The following is a 17,984-nucleotide window of genomic DNA, read 5'->3' as shown; positions in this document are numbered from 1 at the left end:
GGGCGGTTGGGAACGGGGCCTTAGATGAACTTCTGGCCCGCGAGGAACTCGGCGAGCTGCTTGCCGCCCTCGCCCTCGTCCTTGACGATGGTGCCGGCCGTACGGGCCGGGCGCTCCGCGGCCTCGTCGACCTTGGTCCAGGAGCCCTCCAGGCCGACCTCGTCCGCCTCGATGCCGAGGTCGGACAGGTCCAGGCTCTGCACCGGCTTCTTCTTGGCGGCCATGATGCCCTTGAAGGAGGGGTAACGGGCCTCGCCGGACTGGTCGGTGACCGAGACCACGGCCGGAAGCGCGGCTTCCAGCTGCTCGCTGGCCGCGTCGCCGTCGCGTCGGCCGGTGACCTTGCCGTCCGCCACCGCGACCTCGGAGAGCAGAGTGACCTGCGGGACGCCCAGGCGCTCGGCGAGCATCGCCGGAACCACACCCATGCCGCCGTCGGTGGACGCCATGCCGGAGATGACCAGGTCGTAGCCGATGTGCTCAACAGCCTTGGCCAGCACCAGGGAGGTGCCCAGCGCATCGGTGCCGTGCAGGTCGTCGTCCTCCACGTGGACGGCCTTGTCGGCGCCCATGGACAGGGCCTTGCGCAGCGCGTCCTTGGCGTCCTCGGGGCCGACGGTCAGCACCGTGATCTCGGCGTCGTCCGCCTCCTCGGCGATCTGCAGCGCCTGCTCGACCGCGTACTCGTCGAGCTCCGAGAGCAGGCCGTCCACGTCGTCACGGTCGACGGTCAGGTCTTCGGCGAAGTGCCGGTCGCCGGTGGCGTCGGGCACGTACTTCACACAGACAACGATCCTCAAGCTCACGCCGGCTCTCCTACTGCATCGTCTCTTCGTAGCTGCCTTGGCAGGCAGCATAGGCGCCTTGGGGGCGGGATTCCGGTGGGTGTTTTCCCCTGCGGGAGGGCTACGCCCCGAGCGGAATGTTACTCGTCAGTACATACAGCCGGTCCGTCGATTGCAAGGCCGGTGAGCTGTGATCTGTCCAACGCGTGGCGCAGGGACGTATCAGTCCCGCAGACCGTTGAAGCGCCCCTGGTGGTACAGCAGCGGACGGCCGTCGCCGGTGGGATCGCCGGCCACCACCTCGGCGAGCACCAGCCGGTGGTCCCCGGCCGGCACCCGGGCCACCACCCGGCACACCATCCACGCCAGCACCCCCTCCAGCAGCGGGACCTCCTCGGGCCCGGTGTGCCAGCGGGTGGGCGGGGCGAACCGGTCGGCACCGCTGCGCGCAAAGGTGGCCGCCAGCTCCCGCTGGTGTTCACCGAGTATGTGCACCCCTACATGGCCGGCCTCGGCGAGCACCGGCCAGCTGGAGGAGCCGGTGCCCACCCCAAAGGAAACCAGTGGGGGTTCAGCGGCCACCGAGGTCAGCGAGGTGGCGGTGAAACCGGCCGGCCGGGCGCCCCGCGCGGTGATGACGGCGACTCCCGCGGCGTGCCGGCGGAAGACCGACCGCAGCAAATCGGAGGGGCTGGTGCCCAGTTCGGGCGAGGCCGTCATGGAAGCCGTCCTTCTGGTGAGTCGGCCCGAGCGGTACCGTCGCGCCACATGGCGTCACAGTGACGATCACGGGCGGACAGCGTCAAGTGCCGCCCGGCAGATGGGAGGTGGATCACCACGGTCCGCATCGCCACGGCCTACAGCACCGCGCCCAGAGCCGCGATGACCTGCGCCTTGCCGGGCAGTCCGGCGGCCCGGCGCACCACCCGCCCGCCCGCGTCCAGCACCAGCACGGTCGGGGTGGCGCTGACGCCCAGGGCGCGCACCAGGTCCAGGCGCGCCTCGGCGTCGATCTCCACATGGATGACGCCCTCGACCAGCGCCGCCACCTCCGAGAGCACCCGCCGGGTGGCCCGGCAGGGCTGGCAGAAGGCGGTGGAGAAGTGCACCAGCGTGGCCCGCTCCCCCAGCTCCGCACCGATGTCGGCGGCGCTCAGCCGCCCGTCCTGGTCGCGGTCCGTCTGCCCGAGCACGCTCGTCCTCTCCTCGTTCCTGGCCCTTCCCCAGCATCCAGCGTCCGGCGGCGTCCCGGAAATTCCGGGCCCCGGGCGGGACAGTCAGGCCGACGTGATGAGGATCTCCCGGCCAGGAGCACCCCTCGACTGGCCCACAGGCCGGACATTCAGGCACGATCTGCCGGAACCGCCAAGTTACGGCCGCGTAACTTCAGCCGGGAGACCCCTCCCCAGGCCCCTAAGGACTTGCCCGACATGGCAGAACTCGTCTACCCCCCGGTGATCGGTGTCGCCCGCACCATGTTCAGGGCGCTCGATCTGCGCTTCGACATCCAGGGCACCGAGCATGTGCCGCAGCGCGGCGGGGCGGTGCTGGTGAGCAACCACATCGGGTACCTGGACTTCGTCTTCTGCGGCCTGGCCGCCCGGCCGGCCAAGCGGCTGGTGCGGTTCATGGCCAAGGAGTCGGTCTTCCGGCACAAGGTCTCCGGGCCGCTGATGCGGGCCATGAAGCACATTCCGGTGGACCGCTCCGCGGGCGCCGGGGCCTATCAGCACGCCCTGGACGCACTGCGCTCCGGGGAAATCATCGGGGTCTTCCCGGAGGCGACCATCTCCACCTCCTTCACCCTGAAGAACTTCAAGTCCGGGGCGGCCCGGCTGGCCCAGGAGGCCGGGGTGCCGCTGCTGCCGATGGCGCTGTGGGGCACCCAGCGGCTGTGGACCAAGGGGCACAAGCGGGATATGCGGCGCAGCCACCTGCCGGTGGCGATAAGGGTGGGCGAGCCAATGGCGGTCGAGCGCGAGGAGAACGCGGAATCCGTCACCGAGCGGGTGCGCGCCCGGGTGCAGGACCTGCTGGAGGCGGCTCAGCGGGCCTATCCCGTCCGCCCCAAGGGCCCGGAGGACACCTGGTGGGTACCGGCCCACCTGGGCGGCACGGCCCCCACTCCGGCCCAGGCAGCCGCCCGGGAAGCCCACTGAACCAGGGATCCCGGACGGCCTGACGTCTCAGCTGCGGGACATCTCCTCCCGCAGCGCCGTCACAAAGGCGTCCACGTCCTCCTCCTTGGTGTCGAAGGCGCACATCCAGCGGACATCCCCGGCGGCCTCGTCCCAGAAGTAGAACCGGTAGCGCTTCTGCAGGCGCTCCGAGACATCGTGCGGCAGCCGGGCGAAGACGGCGTTGGACTGCACCGGGTGCAGCACCTCCACGCCGTCCACCGTGCTTACGCCGGCCGCGAGCCGGGCGGCCATGGCATTGGCATGACCGGCGCTGCGCAGCCACAGGTCCCCGGCCAGCAGCGCCTCGAACTGCACCGAGAGAAAACGCATCTTGGAGGCGAGCTGCATGGACAGCTTGCGCAGGTGCTTCATGGCGCGGACCGCACCGGGGTTGAGCACCACCACCAACTCGCCGAACATCAGCCCGTTCTTGGTGCCGCCGAGGGAGAGCAGGTCCACTCCCGCGTCGGTGGTGAACTCCCGCAGCGGACGGCCCAGGGTGGCCGCGGCGTTGGCCAGCCGGGAGCCGTCCATATGGACCTTCATGCCACGCTCATGGGCGTGGTCGCAGATCTCCCGGATCTCCTCGGGCGTGTAGCAGGTGCCCAGTTCGGTGGTCTGCGCCAGGGAGACGATCTGCGGCTGGGCCCGGTGCTCGTCGTCCCAGCCGAAGGCCTCGCGGTCGATCAACTCCGGGGTGAGCTTGCCGTGTTCGCCGGGAACGGTGAGCAGCTTGAGGCCACCGACCCGCTCCGGCGCCCCGCACTCGTCCACATGGATATGGGCGGTGCCGGCGCAGATGACCGCTCCCCAGCGCTCGGTGGCGGCCTGCAGGGCGACCACATTGGCGCCGGTGCCGTTGAACACCGGGAATGCCTCGGCCGAGGGGCCGAAGTGGCCGCGTATCACCTCCTGCAGATGGGCGGTGTACACATCCTCGCCATAGGCGATCTGATGGCCCTCGTTGGCCAGGGCCAGCGCCGTGAGGATCTCGGGGTGGACGCCCGCGTAGTTGTCACTGGCGAAGCCGCGCGCATCGGGGTCATGCCGGCGTATGGCGTCGGTTTCGGTCACTGCGCGGTCAGCCACAGACGGGATCCGTTCACTTCACTGGCGGGCTTCTGCCAGGTTCCGACGATGGCCTCGGCGAGGTCCTTGACGTCGGTGAAGCCCGCGAACTTGGCGTTGGGTCGTTCGGCGCGCATGGCGTCATGCACCAGCGCCTTGACGATCAGGATGGCGGCGGCAGCCGGCGGCTCCTGTTCCCCGCCCGCCTTGCGGAAGGAGTCGGCCAGGGCCAGGGTCCATGCCTCGGCGGCGGCCTTGGACGCGGAGTAGGCGGCGTTGCCGGCCGTGGGCTTGCTGGCGCCGGCCGCGCTGACCAGCAGGTACCGGCCGTTGCCACTACGGGCCAGCGGGCTCTCGAAGGCCAGCGAGGTGTGCTGCACGGTGCGGATGAGCAGCTTCTCCAGCAGCTCCCAGTCGGCCAGGTCCGTCTCCGCGAAGGTGGCCGAGCCACGCCAGCCGCCGACCAGGTGGACCAGGCCGTCGATCCGGCCGAACTCCTTCTCGGTGCGGTCGGCCCAGGCCCGGGCCGCCGCCAGGTCGAGGAGGTCGACGGTGTCGCCGACCACGGTGGCCCCGCCATGGGCGTAGCGGGCCGCGTCCACCGCCTCGGCGAGGCGGGCCGCGTCGGCGTCCGCGGCGATGACCTTGGCCCCCGCCTCGGCCAGCCGCAGCAGGGCCGCCCGGCCCGCCGGTCCGGCGGCTCCCGCCACCGCCACCACGGCCCCGTCCAGCCGGCCGTTGCCGTTTCCGGGTGTGCTCATGGCCGTCGCCTCCTTCTTCCGCTCGCTCACGCGGCCACCTGCCCGGCCTGCTCGGCGGTGATCCCCTTGGTCGAGGCGATCACGCCGCGCAGCTTCTTGGCAAGGGCCTCGTAGAACATGCTGAGCGGGAATTCGTCCGGAAGCACGTCGTCCACCAGCTTGCGGGGCGGCTGGGTGAGATCCAGGGCCTCGGGGCCCTTGGCCCACACCGAGCCGGGGTGCGGGGCGAGGTAGCGGGAGACCAGCTCGTAGGCGGCCAGCCAGTGCACCAGCTTGGGCCGGTCGATGCCGTCCCGGTAGAGCTTCTCGATCTCGCCGCACAGCTGGTTGGTGACCTGGGGAGCACGGTCGAAGTCGATATGCAGGGTGTTGTCCGTCCAGCGTACGACGTCGTGCTGGTGGAGGTAGGCGAAGAGGAGCTGGCCACCCAGGCCGTCGTAGTTGCGCACCCGCTCACCGGTGACCGGGAAGCGGAACATCCGGTCGAAGAGCACCGCGTACTGCACATCACGGCCCTGCGGGCAGCCGTCCGCGGCCAGCTTCCCGGCCTCCTTGAAGGCGGTCAGGTCGCAGCGCAGTTCCTCCAGGCCGTACATCCAGAACGGCTGGCGCTGCTTGATCATGAAGGGGTCGAAGGGCAGGTCGCCATGGCTGTGGGTGCGGTCGTGGACCATGTCCCACAGGACGAAGGCCTGCTGGCAGCGCTGCTGGTCATGGAGCATGTCCGCGATGTCGGCGGGCAGCTCCAGGCCCAGGGTCGCCACCGCGGACTCGGTGACCCGGCGGAAGCGGGCCGCCTCCCGGTCGCAGAAGATGGCGCCCCAGGTGAAGCGGTCGGGGGCCTGGCGGACGGCGACGGTCTCCGGGAAGAGCACCGCGGAGTTGGTGTCATAGCCGGAGGTGAAGTCCTCGAAGGTGATGCCGACGAACAGCGGGTTGTCGTAGCGGGTGCGCTCCAGCTCGGCCAGCCACTCGGGCCACACCACGCGCAGCACCACGGCCTCGAGGTTGCGGTCGGGGTTGCCGTTCTGGGTGTACATCGGGAACACCACGAGGTGCTGCCGGCCGTCGGTGCGCTCCGCGGCGGGCTGGAAGGCCAGCAGCGAGTCCAGGAAGTCGGGCACTCCGAAGCCGGTGTCGGCCCAGCGGCGCAGATCGGCGGCCAGCGCCCGGTGGTACTCGGCGTCGTGCGGCAGCAGCGGGGAGAGCTCCTGGATCGCGCTGATGACCCGGTCGAACTCGGCGTGTACCCGTTCCCCCGGTGGCGCGCCCTCGCGGGCGAGGTCGATGGAGCCGTCCGGGGACTGCCACGGCCGGATCGTCTCCACGGCGTCCTTGAGCGCTGCCCAGACGGGGTGATCGACCACCCGGTCCACGGGCAAAACGCCGGTGCCTATCGCTGCGGACGAAAGGATTTCCGTCATGACTGCCCCTCCTCGGGAGAACCTGGCGTTAAGACACCGTATCCATGCCAGGTTCTTCCTCTCAAGGGGTGAGGCAATAAATTATCCTGCCGGACCCCCGGTTGCGCCGGGGAATTTCCTGTCGTAGGGGCCCACCCGAGACCTCTGCCGTTATTCCTCGCCCCAGGGGTCGCGCATGCCTCCGACGCTGTGTCAGTTGGGTTCCGGCCACTCCGCGCTCGCCGCTAGCCGAGTTCCTTGACCAGCAGCTCGAATTCCAGGTCGGTCCGGCGGGGAATGCCGAACCGCTCGTCGCCATAGGGGAAGGGGCTCATCCGCCCGGTGCGCCGGTAGCCACGCCGCTCGTACCAGGCGATCAGTTCCGCGCGCTGCCGGATGACGGTCATATGCATCTCCGTGGCACTCCACTCGGCCCGGACCAGCCGCTCCGCCTCAGCGATCACCAGCTTGCCCAGGCCGGCGCCCTGCAGTGCCGGACGGACCGCGAACATGCCGAAGTAGGCATGGCCGCCCCGGTGTTCCAGCTGGCAGCAGGCCACCAGCTCACCGCCGGACTCCACCACCAGCAGCCGGCCGGACTCGTCGGAGACCACGGCGAGCACGCCCTCCGGGTCGGTGCGCTGCCCGTCGAGCAGGTCCGCCTCGGTGGTCCAGCCGGCCCGGCTGGCATCGCCCCGGTAGGCCGACTCGATCAAGGCGACAAGATCCGGTACATCGGCGGCGGTGGCGAACCGGAAGACCGGCTCCGCGAGCCGGGTCGCACCGGCCCCTTCCTGGGATTCCACTGCCCTGGTCTCCATCTGCTGCCCGCGTCCTCTCCATGGTGCTCCGGCCGCCGTACGGCGCCACGATCGAGCGTAACCGGAGAGGTTTGCGTACAGTTTGCGGGCATGGTGCACGTGCTGAGCAGCCGGATGCTTCTGCGGCCCACCGATCCCGAGCGGACCCGGGCCTTCTACGGCGGGGCACTGGGTCTCGCCGTCTATCGCGAGTTCGGCGAGGGGCCCGAGCGCGGCACCGTCTATTTTCTGGGCGGCGGATTCCTGGAGGTCTCGGGGCGCTCGGCCGAACCCCCGGCGCCCGGGCTGGAGTTGTGGCTCCAGGTGGCCGATGCCGCCGAGGCGCACCGGGAGCTGGCGGGCCGGGGCGTGGAGATTCTCCAGCCGCCGCTGCGGCAGCCCTGGGGGCTGGTGGAGATGTGGATCGCCGATCCCGATGGGGTGCGGATCGCGGTGGTGGAGGTGCCGGAGGGACACCCCTTGCGTTACCGCCCGGGAATCTAGGGCATTCCCCGGCGCACACCCTCCGCCCGGGCGCAGGATGGAGCCTGGCCGCGCTACCCCATGCGCCCATGCGCTCCCGTGCACCCATGCCGGGTTGGGCATCCTCCCGGGGTGGACGTCGTGCCCCGGGGAGGTGTGCCATGCATCAACCGCCGCTGGTCGGCTGGCTGTTGGTGGTGATGTGCACCGCCACGGGCGTCTACTGCCTGGGCGGGGTGCGGGCCGGCGGCGCGGGGGAGCGCCGGGCCGCGCGGGGTGATGCGCTGATGGCGCTGGGCATGGCGGTGATGGCACTGCCGGTGTGGATGTCCGGCGCCCCGCCCTGGGCGGCATCGTTGTTCGCCGCGGTGTTCGCGGCCGCGGGCCTGCGGGCGCTGACCCTGGTGCGCCCGCGCGGTGGCGGCCATGGCGGCGGTCACCATCTGCACCATGCGATAGGCGCGTTCGCCATGGTCTATATGACCCTCGCCATGGCCGCCACTCCCGAGGGCGGCCATGGCGGGCACACCGGCCACCGGCCGGCCGGGGCCCCGCCGCTCACCGGGCTGCTGCTGGTGTACTTCGCGGCGTATGTGATCCGTACGGTGCCCGCCCTGCTCCCGGCGGCCGCCGCGCCCGGCGCACCGGCCCCGCCCGTCCCGGTCCGGCGGCCGGAGCTGACCCGGGCCTGCCGGCTGTCCATGGGCATAGGCATGGTGAGCATGCTGCTCACCATGTGAGCCGGTACGGCCGGCCGCCAACGGCGCGTGGTCTACGTCACTTTCCCGCGGCAAGACGTTTCTGGCGGGGCCGCCGCGCTCATAGGCTGATGCCCATGATGGTCCCGCTCGCGCTGCTGGCTATCGGCGGGCTGGTCGCGGCCCTGGCACCCCGGGTGCTGGCCCGTGCCGACTGGCCCGATCGCGAACCCGTACTGGCCCTGTGGGTGTGGCAGTGCGTGGTGGCCGCCGTGCTGCTGTGCTGCGCGCTGGCCATGGCGCTGAGTGCCGCCGCGGCCTGGGCGGAGGTGCGCGGCAATGTGTTCGCGCCCGCGCCGAGCGGGGTGATGGAGGCGTACTCCCTTGCCGGGTACGGCCGTTGGGCCGCTCCGCTGGCCGTCATCCTGGCCTGTGGTGCCGCCTGGACCGCCGCGATGCTCACCCGGGAGGTCCGTGCCGCACGGGCCGACCGCCGGCGGCGCCGGGCCGGGCTGCGGGAGCGTTCGCCCCGGCTGCCGGGCGAGGAGCCGGGCGGGGAGCGGCTGGTGCTGCTGGAGGGCGACCGGCCCGAGGCCTGGCTGCTGCGCGGTGGGCGGCCTCCCCAGCTGGTGATCACCACCAGCGCCCTGCGGCGGCTGAACGACGCCCAGTTGGACGCGGTGCTGGCCCATGAACAGGGCCATGCCCGGGCCCGGCACCACTGGCTGCTGCACTGTTCCGGTGCCCTGGCCCATGGCTTTCCGCAGGTGCCGGTGTTCGCGGCCTTCCGGGACCAGGTGCACCGGCTGGTGGAGCTGGCGGCGGATGACGCGGCCTCCCGGCGCTTCGGCCGGCTGACCACCGCCCTCGCCCTGGTCGAACTCAACGAGGAGCGCGGGGCGTTCGGCCCCGGCCGGTCCCAGCTGGGCCAGCTGCCCGGCCGGGTGGACCGGCTGCTGGCCCCGGCACCCCGGCTGACCGTTGCCCGGCGGCTGCGGCTGACCGCAACGGCGGCGTTGGTTCCGGTGGTACCGCTGCTGGTGACCTTTATCCCGGGGCTGAGCGCCCTCGGCCGTTGACCCTGGGCATTGCCGGGTCCGGGTGCGTTTCGGGTGCGGGCCGCCCGTGGCCGGTCGCGCAGTTCCCCGCGCCCCCAACGGGGCGCCCAACCCCTAGTTCACCGCGGTGAGTTCCTCGATCCGTTCCGGGAAGTCCGGCTGTGGCAACGGCAGATCGACCTCGTCCACAAAGCCCAGCGCGTCCGGCACATAGGCGATCACCGCGGAGGCCGCGGGCGAGAAGCCCTCACCGTCGCGCAGCCCGTCCAGCATCTGCAGCGCGGTATTGAGGTCATTGCGGTCGATCTCCTCGGGAGTCTCCGGAATCAGCGACTCCAACCCGGCGTGCCTGCGCCACAGTTCGGCCTCCTGGCGCTCTCCCAGCGCCATATGGTGCAGATACAGACAGCAGGCGGCCCAGGCGGCATCGGCCCCGGCCGCGAACTGCCACCAGAACCGGGCGCTGTCCTCGCGGTCGGCCAGCTGCAGTACACAGCCCAGCACCAGCGCGCCCTCCGGCTCCAGCAGCCGGTGGGCCAGGAAGGTGCCCAGCTTGTGCAGGTCCTGGGCCACCACGGTCGTGCACAGGCTGCGCAGGCTCCGGTAGAAGGCCCGGTGCGGCAGGTAGTTGCGCTGTGCGGCACGGGCCGCGGCCGCCCGGGCCGGTTCCATCTGGTCGTCGAAGCACAGGGCCCCGAGCCACATCCGCTCGGTGAGGCGGGCGGCCAGCCGGGCCTCCGCCCGGTCCATCTCGTCACTGGCATAGGGGCGCCGGTCCAGGCGGGCCTTGGCCAGCACATGGTCGAGTGATCCGGTCACCGGTGCTCCTCTTCCTTCTGCAATCCAAGCGCGTCGTGCAGGCGGTGTCTGGCGTGACGGGCCGTGGAACGCACCCCGCCCTGGGTGATCCCCATGATGTCGGCGGTCTCCCGGACGCTGTAGCCCAGGCAGTAGTGCAGCACGATGACATCGTGCTGGCGGGCCGGTAAGGCGCTGATGGCCTTGTAGACGGCCAGACTCAGCTCCAGTTCGCCGATCGGGTCGACGGCCCGGCACAGCGCCTCGGTCTCGAAGACCGCGGTGTCTATGACGGTGGGGCGCCGTCCCCGGGCCCGGGCGCAGTCGATGGTGCGGTGCCGGACCACCGCCCAGGCGTAGGCGTTGGGGTTCTCCGCCCGCAGCACATCGCTCCACACGAAGTAGAGGTCCTCGAAGGCCTGGTCCACGGCCTCCTCGGCGTCATGACGGTTGCCCAGGTAGAGCTCGGCCCAGTGCACATAGGCACCGCGGTACAGCTGGTGGAAGGCCCGGTAATCGGCAGGCAGCTCGGTCACGGGAAGCGTGCTCGTGCGGCAGGAGGGCGTCAACGCTCGCCCCCTCGCCGCCGGTCCGTTCGCCGAGCGCCTGCGTGATGTGGGTTCACGGAACTGGGGATCCCTCCGGTTGTGATGGTGGTGAGCCGGGCCGGGCGGGCCGCTCCCCCGCGTCCGTCCACAGCCCCGAGGGACGACATCCTTCTCTGCCCTCCGCCGGTAATGGCGCTCACCGAGACCAATTCGTGCCGGTAGCAGAGGTAAAATCTTACGGAACACCATATTCCGGTAACTGCCGGACAGGATACGGGAGTCGATCCTCCGGATGGACTTCCCGGCGAGAGCTTGATGAGTAAGGTGTGACCTGCTGCCGGTGCGAACGGTGAGCCTGCCGATGCGAACGGTAAGCACTTTTCGGCCGGGCCCAGCATAAGCGGGGCGTGCGATGACGGGGGTTTGTCCCAAGACGGCGCCGATGGGTGGCAGGTGAGGATGATCGCGGGCACGTTCGAGGGCCGGTACGTATGGCATCCGGCAGCAGATGACCATGAGTTGGCCCAGGCGTGTGTGGATGTCCAGGCCGGGCACTATCACAGTGCGCTGGCGGTGCTCGAGGACGCCCGGGAGGATTTCGGACTGCGTGCCCACCGGTCGCTGGTGCTGGCGTCCATAACCGCCGATTCCGACCTGGCCGAGCGCCGGCTGGCCGAGGAACCCAGCGCGGACGCCGCCCTGTTGTGGGCCCGGGTGGCCATGCTGCGGGCGCTGCGGATGGCCGACGCGGGGGACGCCCGGGCCGACTCCCTGGTCCGTATCGCCCAGGCCGCCTGTGACCAGGCGGCGTTGATGGCGCCCCAGGACCCCACCCCCTGGGTGGCCCGGCTGGCGCTGGCCCGTATCGACCGCCCCCATGACCCGGCGCCACGCGGCATGCTGACCGCGCCCCGCGGTCCCTGGGTGCTGTTCTCCCGGGCACTCACCCTGGACCCGTTCAACCGCGAGGCCCATCACCGGTTCCTGGCCTTCTACTTCGCCCGGCACGGCGGCTCGGCCAGCGCCCGCTGGGACGTGGTGGAGTTCCTCAGCAACCGGGCGCCGGCCGGCTCCCCGGTGCGGCTGCTGCCGCTGGTGGCCCGGGTGGAGGACTACGACCCCAGGGCGGACCCGCTGGCGGACCGGATCTGGGAGCAGCACCGGTGCCGGAGCCTGGCCCTGGACATCTACCGCCACTGGTTCCCCAAAGTGGCCGACTACCGCTTCACGCCCGTCGTCGATCTGGCCTATCTGGCCCATGCGCTGCTGATGGCCGAGTGCCAGCAGCAGGCCCGGACGGTGCTGGCGGCCATGGGCCCCTATGCCTCGCGCATGCCCTGGAGCGCGTTCGGCGCTCCGGAGGAGCAGTTGACCAGAGCCCGGCGGCGCTGCCGGCTGCCGGTGCCCGGCGCGGACTGATTCCGGTACCCCAACCCACCATAAGGAAGGCGCAGATGACGGAGATCCCGTCCCCCGCTCAGGACCGAGCACACCGGCAGGCCGCCGCCAGTGTCGCCCTGGACGACGACGCGACCCTGCACGCCATGGGCTATCCCCGCAAACTCACCCGGCGTTTCCGGGCGTTCGACAACTTCGCCATCTCCTTCACCATCATCAACATCCTCTCCGGGATCTTCTCCTCCTTCGGTTTCGGGATGAACGCCGGCGGGCCGCGGGTGCTGGTCTTCGGCTGGATCGGGGTCTCGGTGATGGTGCTGTTCGTGGGTGCCTCCATGGCCGAGATCGCCTCCGCCTACCCGACCAGCGGGGCCCTGTACTTCTCGGCCGGCAAGCTCGCCAAGCGGCACCAGGGCGCCTGGTCCTGGTACACCGGGTGGCTCAACTTCGTGGGGCAGGTGGGCGGTACGGCCGCCACCGACTATGCGGCGGCCACCTTCGTCCAGGCGTTCATCGCCATGCAGTGGCCGTCGTACCAGGCGACCCAGCAGCAGACCGTGCTGATCACCGCGGCCATCCTGCTGGTCCAGGCGCTGGCCAACACCTATACGGTACGGCTGGTCGCGGTGGTGAACCGGATCTCGGTGTGGTGGCTGCTGGTGGGCCTGGTGGTCATCGTCACCGCACTGGTCTCGGTGCCCTCACACCACCGGTCGGCCTCCTATGTCCTGCACTCGGTCAACAACACCGGCTTCGGCAGCGCCCTGTACGCCGGGCTGCTCGGTCTGCTGGTCACCAGCTGGACGTTCACCGGCTTCGACGGCAGCTTCCATATGTCCGAGGAGACCGTGCAGGCCACCGTGAACACTCCCCGGGGCATCGTGCGCTCCATCGGCTACTCCGCCCTCACCGGGCTGATCCTGATGCTGGCCCTGGTCTATGCCATCGCCGACTACGCCCAGGAGGCGGCCGCCGACGCACCGCCGGTGCAGATCCTCATCGACGCGCTGGGCATGACCACCGCCAAACTGCTGCTGCTGGTGGTGATCGGCGCCATGCTGTTCTGCGGGCTGGCCAATATGACCAGCAACACCCGGCAGATCTTCGCCTTCTCCCGGGACGGCGCCATGCCCGGCTCCCGGTTGTGGCACTCGGTCTCCCCGCGTACCCGCACCCCCGTCAAGGCGGTGTGGCTGGCCGCGGTCTGTGCCCTGGTGCTGGTGCTGCCCGGCTGGTGGTCCAAGGTCGCCTTCACCGCCGTGGTCAGCATCAATGTGGTGGGGCTCTTCCTCGCCTATGGAGTACCGATCTTCCTCCGCCTGCGGCTGCGCGAATTCCGGCCGGGCCCCTGGCACTTGGGGCGCTGGGGCCGGCCGGTGGCGGCCCTGGCGGTGGTGTGGATCGGCCTCAGCAATGTGCTGTTCATGCTGCCGCAGGCGTCGCCCATCACCGCCGAATCCTTCAACTACGCGCCCATCGCCCTGGCCGTGGTGCTGCTGATCGCCACGGTCTGGTGGTTCGCCACCGCCCGCCGCCGCTTCAAGGGACCGGTGAGCTATGGCAGTCCCGACGAGGTGGCCGCGATGGACCTGATCTGAACCGCTGTACCGACCGCTTTACGGAAAAGGACTCCGCACCCATGAACCTCACCGTTTCCCGTGCCTCGCTGGACGAATGGCAGCAGGCCGTCGCCTGGGCCCGGTCGGAGGGCTGGAACCCCGGCGACGGAGACGAGGTCTGCTTCCACCCCACCGACCCGCGGGGCTTCTTCCTGGGACGTCTGGACGACGGGCAGGTGGTCTCCGCGATATCCGTGGTCACCTATTCCCCCGCCTTCGCCTTCCTCGGCTTCTACCTGGTGCATCCCGGGTTCCGGCGCCGGGGCCTGGGCCTGGCCACCTGGCGGGCCGCCTTCGCCCATGCCGGGGAGCGTACGGTCGGCCTGGACGCGGTGCCCGAGCAGGAGAACACCTATAAGCGCTCCGGTTTCACCTCCGCCCACCGCACCGTCCGCTACACCGGCCGGCCGGCCGCCGCCCCCGCCGCCGATGTGCTGCCGTACGCCCCCGGACTGCGCACCGCCATCGCCGAGTACGACCGTGCCTGCTTCCCCGCCGAGCGCCCCGCCTTCGTCGAACGCTGGCTGACCGCCGAGGGCCACCGTTCCCTGGTCCGGCTGCGCGAGGGCCGGGTGACCGGCTATGGCGTGATCCGCCCGGCCGCCGAGGGCCACCGGGTGGGGCCGCTGTTCGCGGACACCGCCGAGGACGCGGGCGCACTGCTGTCCTCCCTCACCGCCCCGCTCGGCCCGGAGGCGACGGTCTCCCTGGACATCCCCGAGCCCAACGCGGCCGCCTGCGCCCTCGCCGAGTCCCTCGGCCTGGCCGCCGTCTCGCACACGGTGCGGATGTACCGCGGCCCCGCTCCGGCCACCGGGGTGGACCGCACCTTCGGCGTCACCACGCTGGAACTCGGCTGACCGCACCCGCCCACCGGCCGGGCGGCCAGCCGGTGGGCCTGGCAGGCTGTCTGCTGTGAAGGAGACGACATCCATGGAAGAAGCCCAGCTGTGGGCGGTGGCCCGCAAGTCCGCCGCCTGGCTGGACGCCGCCAATGGCGCCGGCGAGCATGAGACGGCGATGCGGCTGATGAAACTGGCCGAGGAAGCCGGCGAGGTGATGCAGGCATACATCGGCATGACCGGCCAGAACCCGCGCAAGGGAGTCACCCACCAACGGGCCGATGTGGCCGCGGAACTGTGCGATGTCATCATCACCGCCGCCACCGCGCTGCACCGCTTCGCCGACGACCCGGCGGCCACCCTCGACCGGCACGCCCGCCATGTCGCGCAGCGGATGGACGAGTTGACCGCTCTCCCGCCCGGACCGGTGCGGCCATGAGCAACCTCGACCGCAAACCCGCCACCACCCTGTGCGGGGGCACCTCCTCCGGCCCGGTACGCGACCTGCTGCCCGCCAAGAACGTCCCGCTGGGCGAAAGCACCGTGGTCCGGCGGCTGTTGCCCAGCCTGGGCCGGCGCATGGTGGGGGCCTGGTGCTTTGTCGACCACTACGGTCCGGACGACATCGCCGACGAGCCCGGCATGCAGGTGCCCCCGCACCCGCACCTGGGCCTGCAGACGGTCAGCTGGCTGCACGACGGCGAGGTGCTGCACCGCGACAGCCTGGGCAGCCTGCAGACCCTGCGCCCCGGACAGCTGGGGCTGATGACCGCGGGCCGGGCCATCGCCCACTCCGAGGAGTCCCCGCGCGAGCACGCCCGGCTGCTGCATGGCGCCCAGCTATGGGTGGCGCTGCCCGAGGCCCACCGGAACACCGCGCCGAGCTGGGAACACCACTCCCAACTCCCCCAGGTGACCGGCGGTGGCCTGCGCGCCACCGTCATCCTCGGCGAACTGGCCGGCACCGCCTCCCCCGCCACCACCTACACCCCCCTTGTCGGCGCCGACCTCACCCTCCCCTCCGGCACCGCCGCCCGCCTCCCCCTTGAGCCGGACTTCGAGTACGCGGCCCTTGCCATGTCCGGCGAAGCCGAGGTCGACGGCGTCCGCCTGACCCCCGGCGCCCTGCTCTACCTGGGCTGCGGCCGCTCCGAACTCCCGCTGCGCGCCGAGGTGGACAGCGCCCTGATGCTGCTGGGCGGCGAGCCCTTCGAGGAGAAGATCCTGATGTGGTGGAACTTCGTCGGCCGTTCCATGGAGGAAATCGCGCAGGCCCGCGAGGACTGGATGACGGGGTCCCGGTTCGGGGAGGTCCAGGGCTACGACGGGCCTCCGCTGCCGGCACCCATGCTGCCGCCGGTGCCGCTCAAGGCGCGGGGGCGGGTGCGCTGACCTCACGGCGAGCCCATCGGCCCCGGCCAGGCGGAGGCTTACACTCCGCCCAAAGCCAATCCACCGACCCCGAGATGAGGCCCACCGTGATCCGCAAGCACATCGTTGTCTCCGGCCTGGTCCAGGGCGTGTACTACCGGGACACCTGCCGCACCGAGGCCGCGCGGAACGGGGTGGCCGGGTGGGTGCGGAACCGGACCGACGGCACCGTTGAAGCGGTGTTCGAGGGGGATGGGGACGCGGTGGAACGGATGGTGCGGTGGGCGGGCCGGGGGCCGGTGCGGGCCGAGGTGGAAGGGGTGGAGGTCAGGGCGGAGGAGCCGGAGGGACTGGCCGGGTTCGAGGTGCGCCCTAGCGGGGGCTGAAAGACTGACGGCATGACTGTCCATGGCGTCCTCTTTGACTTCTCCGGCACCCTTTTCCGTATCGAGTCCACCACTTCCTGGCTGCGCACCGTGCTGGACCGGGCCGGCCTCCGGCCGGAGGAGGCGGAATTCGGCCGGATGGAAAGGGAGTTGCGCGAGTGCGGCGCACTGCCCGGCGGTCCGGCGCCACGGGTGGTGCCCGAGCCGCTGGCGGCGGCGTGGGCCCAGCGGGACCGCAGCACCGAGGAGCACCGGGCCGCCTATCTGGGGCTGGCCAGGGAGGCCCGGCTGCCCAAGCCGGAGCTATACGAGGCGCTGTACGCCCGGCACATGGAGCCGGATGCCTGGCTTCCGTATCCGGACGCGGCCCAGGTGCTGGCGGAGCTGAGGCGGCGCGGAGTGCCGGTCGGCGTGGTGAGCAATATCGGCTGGGACCTGCGGCCGGTGTTCCGGCGGCATGGCCTGGACCGGTGGGTGGATGCCTTTGTGCTGTCGTATGAACACCAGGTGCAGAAGCCGGATCCACGGCTGTTCCGCATTGGCTGCGATGCCCTGGGGGTGGCGCCGGAGCAGGTGCTGATGGTCGGGGACGATGCCCGGGCAGACGGCGGCGCGGCGGCGCTGGGGTGTGAGGTCCTGCTGGTGGATCACCTGCCGGTGACGGAACGCCCGGACGGACTGCGGCCGGTGCTGGAGCGGCTGGGCTGAGCGCTTCCGCTGGGTCGGGGGTGCCCCGTTGTGCGCCCCTTACGGGGCGCCCCTGGACAGCCGAGCGGTTGGTCAGGAGCCATCCGGCCCGGCCGGCGACCGGAACGCTTCCAGCAGCCGCTCCGCCGCCAGCGTCGCGGTCAATGTGCCCTCGCGCAGCCGCTGTTCGAGCCCCGGCGCGGCCGCCCGCACCCCGGGGTGCGTCCGCAGTTCGGTCAGCAGCTGCTCGCGCACCATGGACCAGGCCCACTCCACCTGCTGCTCCCGGCGGCGCTGTTGGAGGGCGCCGGTGGCTTCCAGCACCCGGCGGTGCTGTTCCAGTCGTTCCCAGAGCGCTTCCAGGCCGGTGCCCTCACGGGCGCTGCAGGTGAGCACCGGAGGGTTCCAGGCCGCGTCCGGGGCGCGCAACAGCCGTAGCGCGCCGGCCAGTTCACGGGCGGCCGACCTGGCGTCGCGTTCATGCGGCCCGTCCGCCTTGTTGACGGCGATGACATCGGCGAGTTCCAGCACACCCTTCTTGATGCCCTGGAGCTGGTCGCCGGTGCGGGCCAGGGTGAGCATCAGAAAGGTGTCGACCATATCGGCGACGGCCGTCTCGGACTGGCCCACGCCGACCGTCTCCACCAGCACCACGTCATAGCCGGCCGCCTCCATCACCACCATGGTCTCCCGGGTGGCCTTGGCCACCCCGCCGAGGGTGCCGGCGGTGGGCGAGGGGCGGACAAAGGCGGCGGGGTCCACGGCCAGCCGCTCCATCCGGGTCTTGTCGCCCAGGATGGAGCCACCGGTGCGGCTGGAGGAGGGGTCCACCGCGAGCACCGCCACCCGGTGGCCGAGCCCGGTGAGCAGGGTGCCCAGCGCGTCGATAAAGGTGGACTTGCCCACACCGGGCACCCCGGTGATGCCCACCCGCCGGGCGGCGCCGCTGTGCGGCAGCAGCTCGACCAGCATCCGCTGGGCGAGTTCCCGGTGGTCGGCGCGGGTGGACTCGACCAGGGTGATGGCCCGGGCGACGGCCGCCCGCCTGCCGTCCAGCACGCCCTTCACATAGGCGTCGACATCGATCTGCCGCGCCATG

The 17,984-nt window shown here is 71.2% G+C and carries 21 protein-coding genes; 11 read left to right on the top strand and 10 right to left on the bottom strand.

All coding sequences use genetic code 11. The annotated features are described in order from the left end of the window. Positions 1–20: 20 nt before the first annotated feature. The 3 genes from ACIHFE_RS28590 to ACIHFE_RS28580 form a co-directional block, all read right to left on the bottom strand. Positions 21–806, bottom strand: coding sequence for an electron transfer flavoprotein subunit beta/FixA family protein (locus ACIHFE_RS28590; protein ID WP_400111038.1), 786 nt, complete (start codon positions 804–806; stop codon positions 21–23). A gap of 201 nt (positions 807–1,007) precedes the next feature. Further along, the gene (locus tag ACIHFE_RS28585; RefSeq protein WP_400111036.1) at positions 1,008–1,505 is read right to left on the bottom strand and encodes a flavin reductase family protein; all 498 of its coding nucleotides are present in this window, start codon (positions 1,503–1,505) and stop codon (positions 1,008–1,010) included. Positions 1,506–1,642: 137 nt separating this feature from the next. Beyond that, positions 1,643–1,978: a thioredoxin family protein gene (locus ACIHFE_RS28580; RefSeq protein ID WP_400111034.1), complete on the bottom strand. Its 336-nt coding sequence runs from the start codon at positions 1,976–1,978 to the stop codon at positions 1,643–1,645. Positions 1,979–2,215: 237 nt separating this feature from the next. On the opposite strand from ACIHFE_RS28580, the gene ACIHFE_RS28575 reads away from it, so the two are divergent. Further along, positions 2,216–2,944 (top strand): lysophospholipid acyltransferase family protein, encoded by a 729-nt coding sequence (locus ACIHFE_RS28575; RefSeq protein ID WP_400111033.1) that lies wholly within the window; start codon positions 2,216–2,218, stop codon positions 2,942–2,944. Between the two features lie 27 nt (positions 2,945–2,971). Here the strand turns inward: ACIHFE_RS28575 and ACIHFE_RS28570 are convergent, their stop codons facing one another. The 4 genes from ACIHFE_RS28570 to ACIHFE_RS28555 all read right to left on the bottom strand — a co-directional run bounded on the left by ACIHFE_RS28570 (position 2,972) and on the right by ACIHFE_RS28555 (position 7,018). After that, positions 2,972–4,054 carry a threonine aldolase family protein gene (locus ACIHFE_RS28570; protein WP_400111031.1) on the bottom strand — a complete coding sequence of 361 codons (1,083 nt, stop codon included), beginning with the start codon at positions 4,052–4,054 and terminating at the stop codon, positions 2,972–2,974. After that, positions 4,036–4,794, bottom strand: coding sequence for an SDR family NAD(P)-dependent oxidoreductase (locus tag ACIHFE_RS28565; RefSeq protein WP_400111029.1), 759 nt, complete (start codon positions 4,792–4,794; stop codon positions 4,036–4,038). Before ACIHFE_RS28565 ends, ACIHFE_RS28570 begins: the two co-directional genes overlap by 19 nt. Before the next feature lie 26 nt (positions 4,795–4,820). Beyond that, the gene (locus ACIHFE_RS28560) at positions 4,821–6,218 is read right to left on the bottom strand and encodes a DUF6421 family protein (RefSeq protein ID WP_400111028.1); all 1,398 of its coding nucleotides are present in this window, start codon (positions 6,216–6,218) and stop codon (positions 4,821–4,823) included. A gap of 224 nt (positions 6,219–6,442) precedes the next feature. Continuing rightward, complete coding sequence (locus tag ACIHFE_RS28555) at positions 6,443–7,018, bottom strand: GNAT family N-acetyltransferase (protein WP_400111027.1); 576 nt, start codon at positions 7,016–7,018, stop codon at positions 6,443–6,445. 90 nt (positions 7,019–7,108) lie between these two features. On the opposite strand from ACIHFE_RS28555, the gene ACIHFE_RS28550 reads away from it, so the two are divergent. The 3 genes from ACIHFE_RS28550 to ACIHFE_RS28540 all read left to right on the top strand — a co-directional run bounded on the left by ACIHFE_RS28550 (position 7,109) and on the right by ACIHFE_RS28540 (position 9,257). Next, positions 7,109–7,501: a VOC family protein gene (locus tag ACIHFE_RS28550; protein WP_400111026.1), complete on the top strand. Its 393-nt coding sequence runs from the start codon at positions 7,109–7,111 to the stop codon at positions 7,499–7,501. A gap of 140 nt (positions 7,502–7,641) precedes the next feature. Further along, positions 7,642–8,220, top strand: a complete 579-nt coding sequence (locus ACIHFE_RS28545; protein ID WP_400111025.1) for a DUF5134 domain-containing protein — start codon at positions 7,642–7,644, stop codon at positions 8,218–8,220. Positions 8,221–8,315: 95 nt separating this feature from the next. Then, entirely contained in the window at positions 8,316–9,257 is a 942-nt protein-coding gene (locus ACIHFE_RS28540) for a M56 family metallopeptidase (protein ID WP_400111023.1), read from the top strand. 93 nt (positions 9,258–9,350) lie between these two features. On the opposite strand, the gene ACIHFE_RS28535 is transcribed toward ACIHFE_RS28540, so the two are convergent. Then, positions 9,351–10,055: a hypothetical protein gene (locus tag ACIHFE_RS28535; RefSeq protein ID WP_400111021.1), complete on the bottom strand. Its 705-nt coding sequence runs from the start codon at positions 10,053–10,055 to the stop codon at positions 9,351–9,353. Next, entirely contained in the window at positions 10,052–10,570 is a 519-nt protein-coding gene (locus ACIHFE_RS28530; protein ID WP_400111020.1) for an RNA polymerase sigma factor, read from the bottom strand. The genes ACIHFE_RS28535 and ACIHFE_RS28530 overlap by 4 nt, the downstream gene beginning before the upstream one ends. A 471-nt stretch (positions 10,571–11,041) precedes the next feature. On the opposite strand from ACIHFE_RS28530, the gene ACIHFE_RS28525 reads away from it, so the two are divergent. The 7 genes from ACIHFE_RS28525 to ACIHFE_RS28495 all read left to right on the top strand — a co-directional run bounded on the left by ACIHFE_RS28525 (position 11,042) and on the right by ACIHFE_RS28495 (position 16,906). Further along, positions 11,042–12,001 (top strand): hypothetical protein, encoded by a 960-nt coding sequence (locus ACIHFE_RS28525; protein ID WP_400111018.1) that lies wholly within the window; start codon positions 11,042–11,044, stop codon positions 11,999–12,001. Positions 12,002–12,126: 125 nt separating this feature from the next. Next, on the top strand, positions 12,127–13,578 hold the full coding sequence (locus tag ACIHFE_RS28520) for an amino acid permease (RefSeq protein ID WP_400111173.1): 1,452 nt from the start codon (positions 12,127–12,129) through the stop codon (positions 13,576–13,578). 41 nt (positions 13,579–13,619) lie between these two features. Beyond that, on the top strand, positions 13,620–14,459 hold the full coding sequence (locus tag ACIHFE_RS28515) for a GNAT family N-acetyltransferase (protein WP_400111016.1): 840 nt from the start codon (positions 13,620–13,622) through the stop codon (positions 14,457–14,459). A 73-nt stretch (positions 14,460–14,532) separates the two neighbouring features. Further along, positions 14,533–14,880 carry a hypothetical protein gene (locus ACIHFE_RS28510; protein WP_400111014.1) on the top strand — a complete coding sequence of 116 codons (348 nt, stop codon included), beginning with the start codon at positions 14,533–14,535 and terminating at the stop codon, positions 14,878–14,880. Beyond that, on the top strand, positions 14,877–15,833 hold the full coding sequence (locus ACIHFE_RS28505; protein ID WP_400111013.1) for a pirin family protein: 957 nt from the start codon (positions 14,877–14,879) through the stop codon (positions 15,831–15,833). The genes ACIHFE_RS28510 and ACIHFE_RS28505 overlap by 4 nt, the downstream gene beginning before the upstream one ends. 74 nt (positions 15,834–15,907) lie before the next feature. Beyond that, positions 15,908–16,198, top strand: a complete 291-nt coding sequence (locus ACIHFE_RS28500; RefSeq protein WP_400111012.1) for an acylphosphatase — start codon at positions 15,908–15,910, stop codon at positions 16,196–16,198. A gap of 12 nt (positions 16,199–16,210) precedes the next feature. Then, on the top strand, positions 16,211–16,906 hold the full coding sequence (locus ACIHFE_RS28495) for an HAD family hydrolase (protein ID WP_400111010.1): 696 nt from the start codon (positions 16,211–16,213) through the stop codon (positions 16,904–16,906). A gap of 72 nt (positions 16,907–16,978) precedes the next feature. On the opposite strand, the gene meaB is transcribed toward ACIHFE_RS28495, so the two are convergent. Further along, positions 16,979–17,983 carry a methylmalonyl Co-A mutase-associated GTPase MeaB gene (gene meaB / locus ACIHFE_RS28490; protein WP_400111008.1) on the bottom strand — a complete coding sequence of 335 codons (1,005 nt, stop codon included), beginning with the start codon at positions 17,981–17,983 and terminating at the stop codon, positions 16,979–16,981. Position 17,984: the final 1 nt, after the last annotated feature.

This window comes from Streptomyces sp. NPDC052396 (assembly GCF_044593195.1).
Lineage (GTDB): Bacteria > Actinomycetota > Actinomycetes > Streptomycetales > Streptomycetaceae > Streptomyces.
Note: the sequence above shows the minus strand (reverse complement) of the source record. Positions and strands in the feature narration are given on the sequence as shown.

Coding starts and splice junctions, on each gene's coding strand:
- ACIHFE_RS28585 (WP_400111036.1), bottom strand. CDS start 1,505: ATGACGGCCTCGCCCGAACTGGGCACCAGCCCCTCCGATTTGCTGCGG.
- ACIHFE_RS28575 (WP_400111033.1), top strand. CDS start 2,216: ATGGCAGAACTCGTCTACCCCCCGGTGATCGGTGTCGCCCGCACCATG.
- ACIHFE_RS28565 (WP_400111029.1), bottom strand. CDS start 4,794: ATGAGCACACCCGGAAACGGCAACGGCCGGCTGGACGGGGCCGTGGTG.
- ACIHFE_RS28560 (WP_400111028.1), bottom strand. CDS start 6,218: ATGACGGAAATCCTTTCGTCCGCAGCGATAGGCACCGGCGTTTTGCCC.
- ACIHFE_RS28555 (WP_400111027.1), bottom strand. CDS start 7,018: ATGGAGACCAGGGCAGTGGAATCCCAGGAAGGGGCCGGTGCGACCCGG.
- ACIHFE_RS28550 (WP_400111026.1), top strand. CDS start 7,109: ATGGTGCACGTGCTGAGCAGCCGGATGCTTCTGCGGCCCACCGATCCC.
- ACIHFE_RS28545 (WP_400111025.1), top strand. CDS start 7,642: ATGCATCAACCGCCGCTGGTCGGCTGGCTGTTGGTGGTGATGTGCACC.
- ACIHFE_RS28540 (WP_400111023.1), top strand. CDS start 8,316: ATGATGGTCCCGCTCGCGCTGCTGGCTATCGGCGGGCTGGTCGCGGCC.
- ACIHFE_RS28525 (WP_400111018.1), top strand. CDS start 11,042: ATGATCGCGGGCACGTTCGAGGGCCGGTACGTATGGCATCCGGCAGCA.
- ACIHFE_RS28520 (WP_400111173.1), top strand. CDS start 12,127: ATGGGCTATCCCCGCAAACTCACCCGGCGTTTCCGGGCGTTCGACAAC.
- ACIHFE_RS28515 (WP_400111016.1), top strand. CDS start 13,620: ATGAACCTCACCGTTTCCCGTGCCTCGCTGGACGAATGGCAGCAGGCC.
- ACIHFE_RS28510 (WP_400111014.1), top strand. CDS start 14,533: ATGGAAGAAGCCCAGCTGTGGGCGGTGGCCCGCAAGTCCGCCGCCTGG.
- ACIHFE_RS28505 (WP_400111013.1), top strand. CDS start 14,877: ATGAGCAACCTCGACCGCAAACCCGCCACCACCCTGTGCGGGGGCACC.
- ACIHFE_RS28500 (WP_400111012.1), top strand. CDS start 15,908: ATGAGGCCCACCGTGATCCGCAAGCACATCGTTGTCTCCGGCCTGGTC.
- ACIHFE_RS28495 (WP_400111010.1), top strand. CDS start 16,211: ATGACTGTCCATGGCGTCCTCTTTGACTTCTCCGGCACCCTTTTCCGT.
- meaB (WP_400111008.1), bottom strand. CDS start 17,983: ATGGCGCGGCAGATCGATGTCGACGCCTATGTGAAGGGCGTGCTGGAC.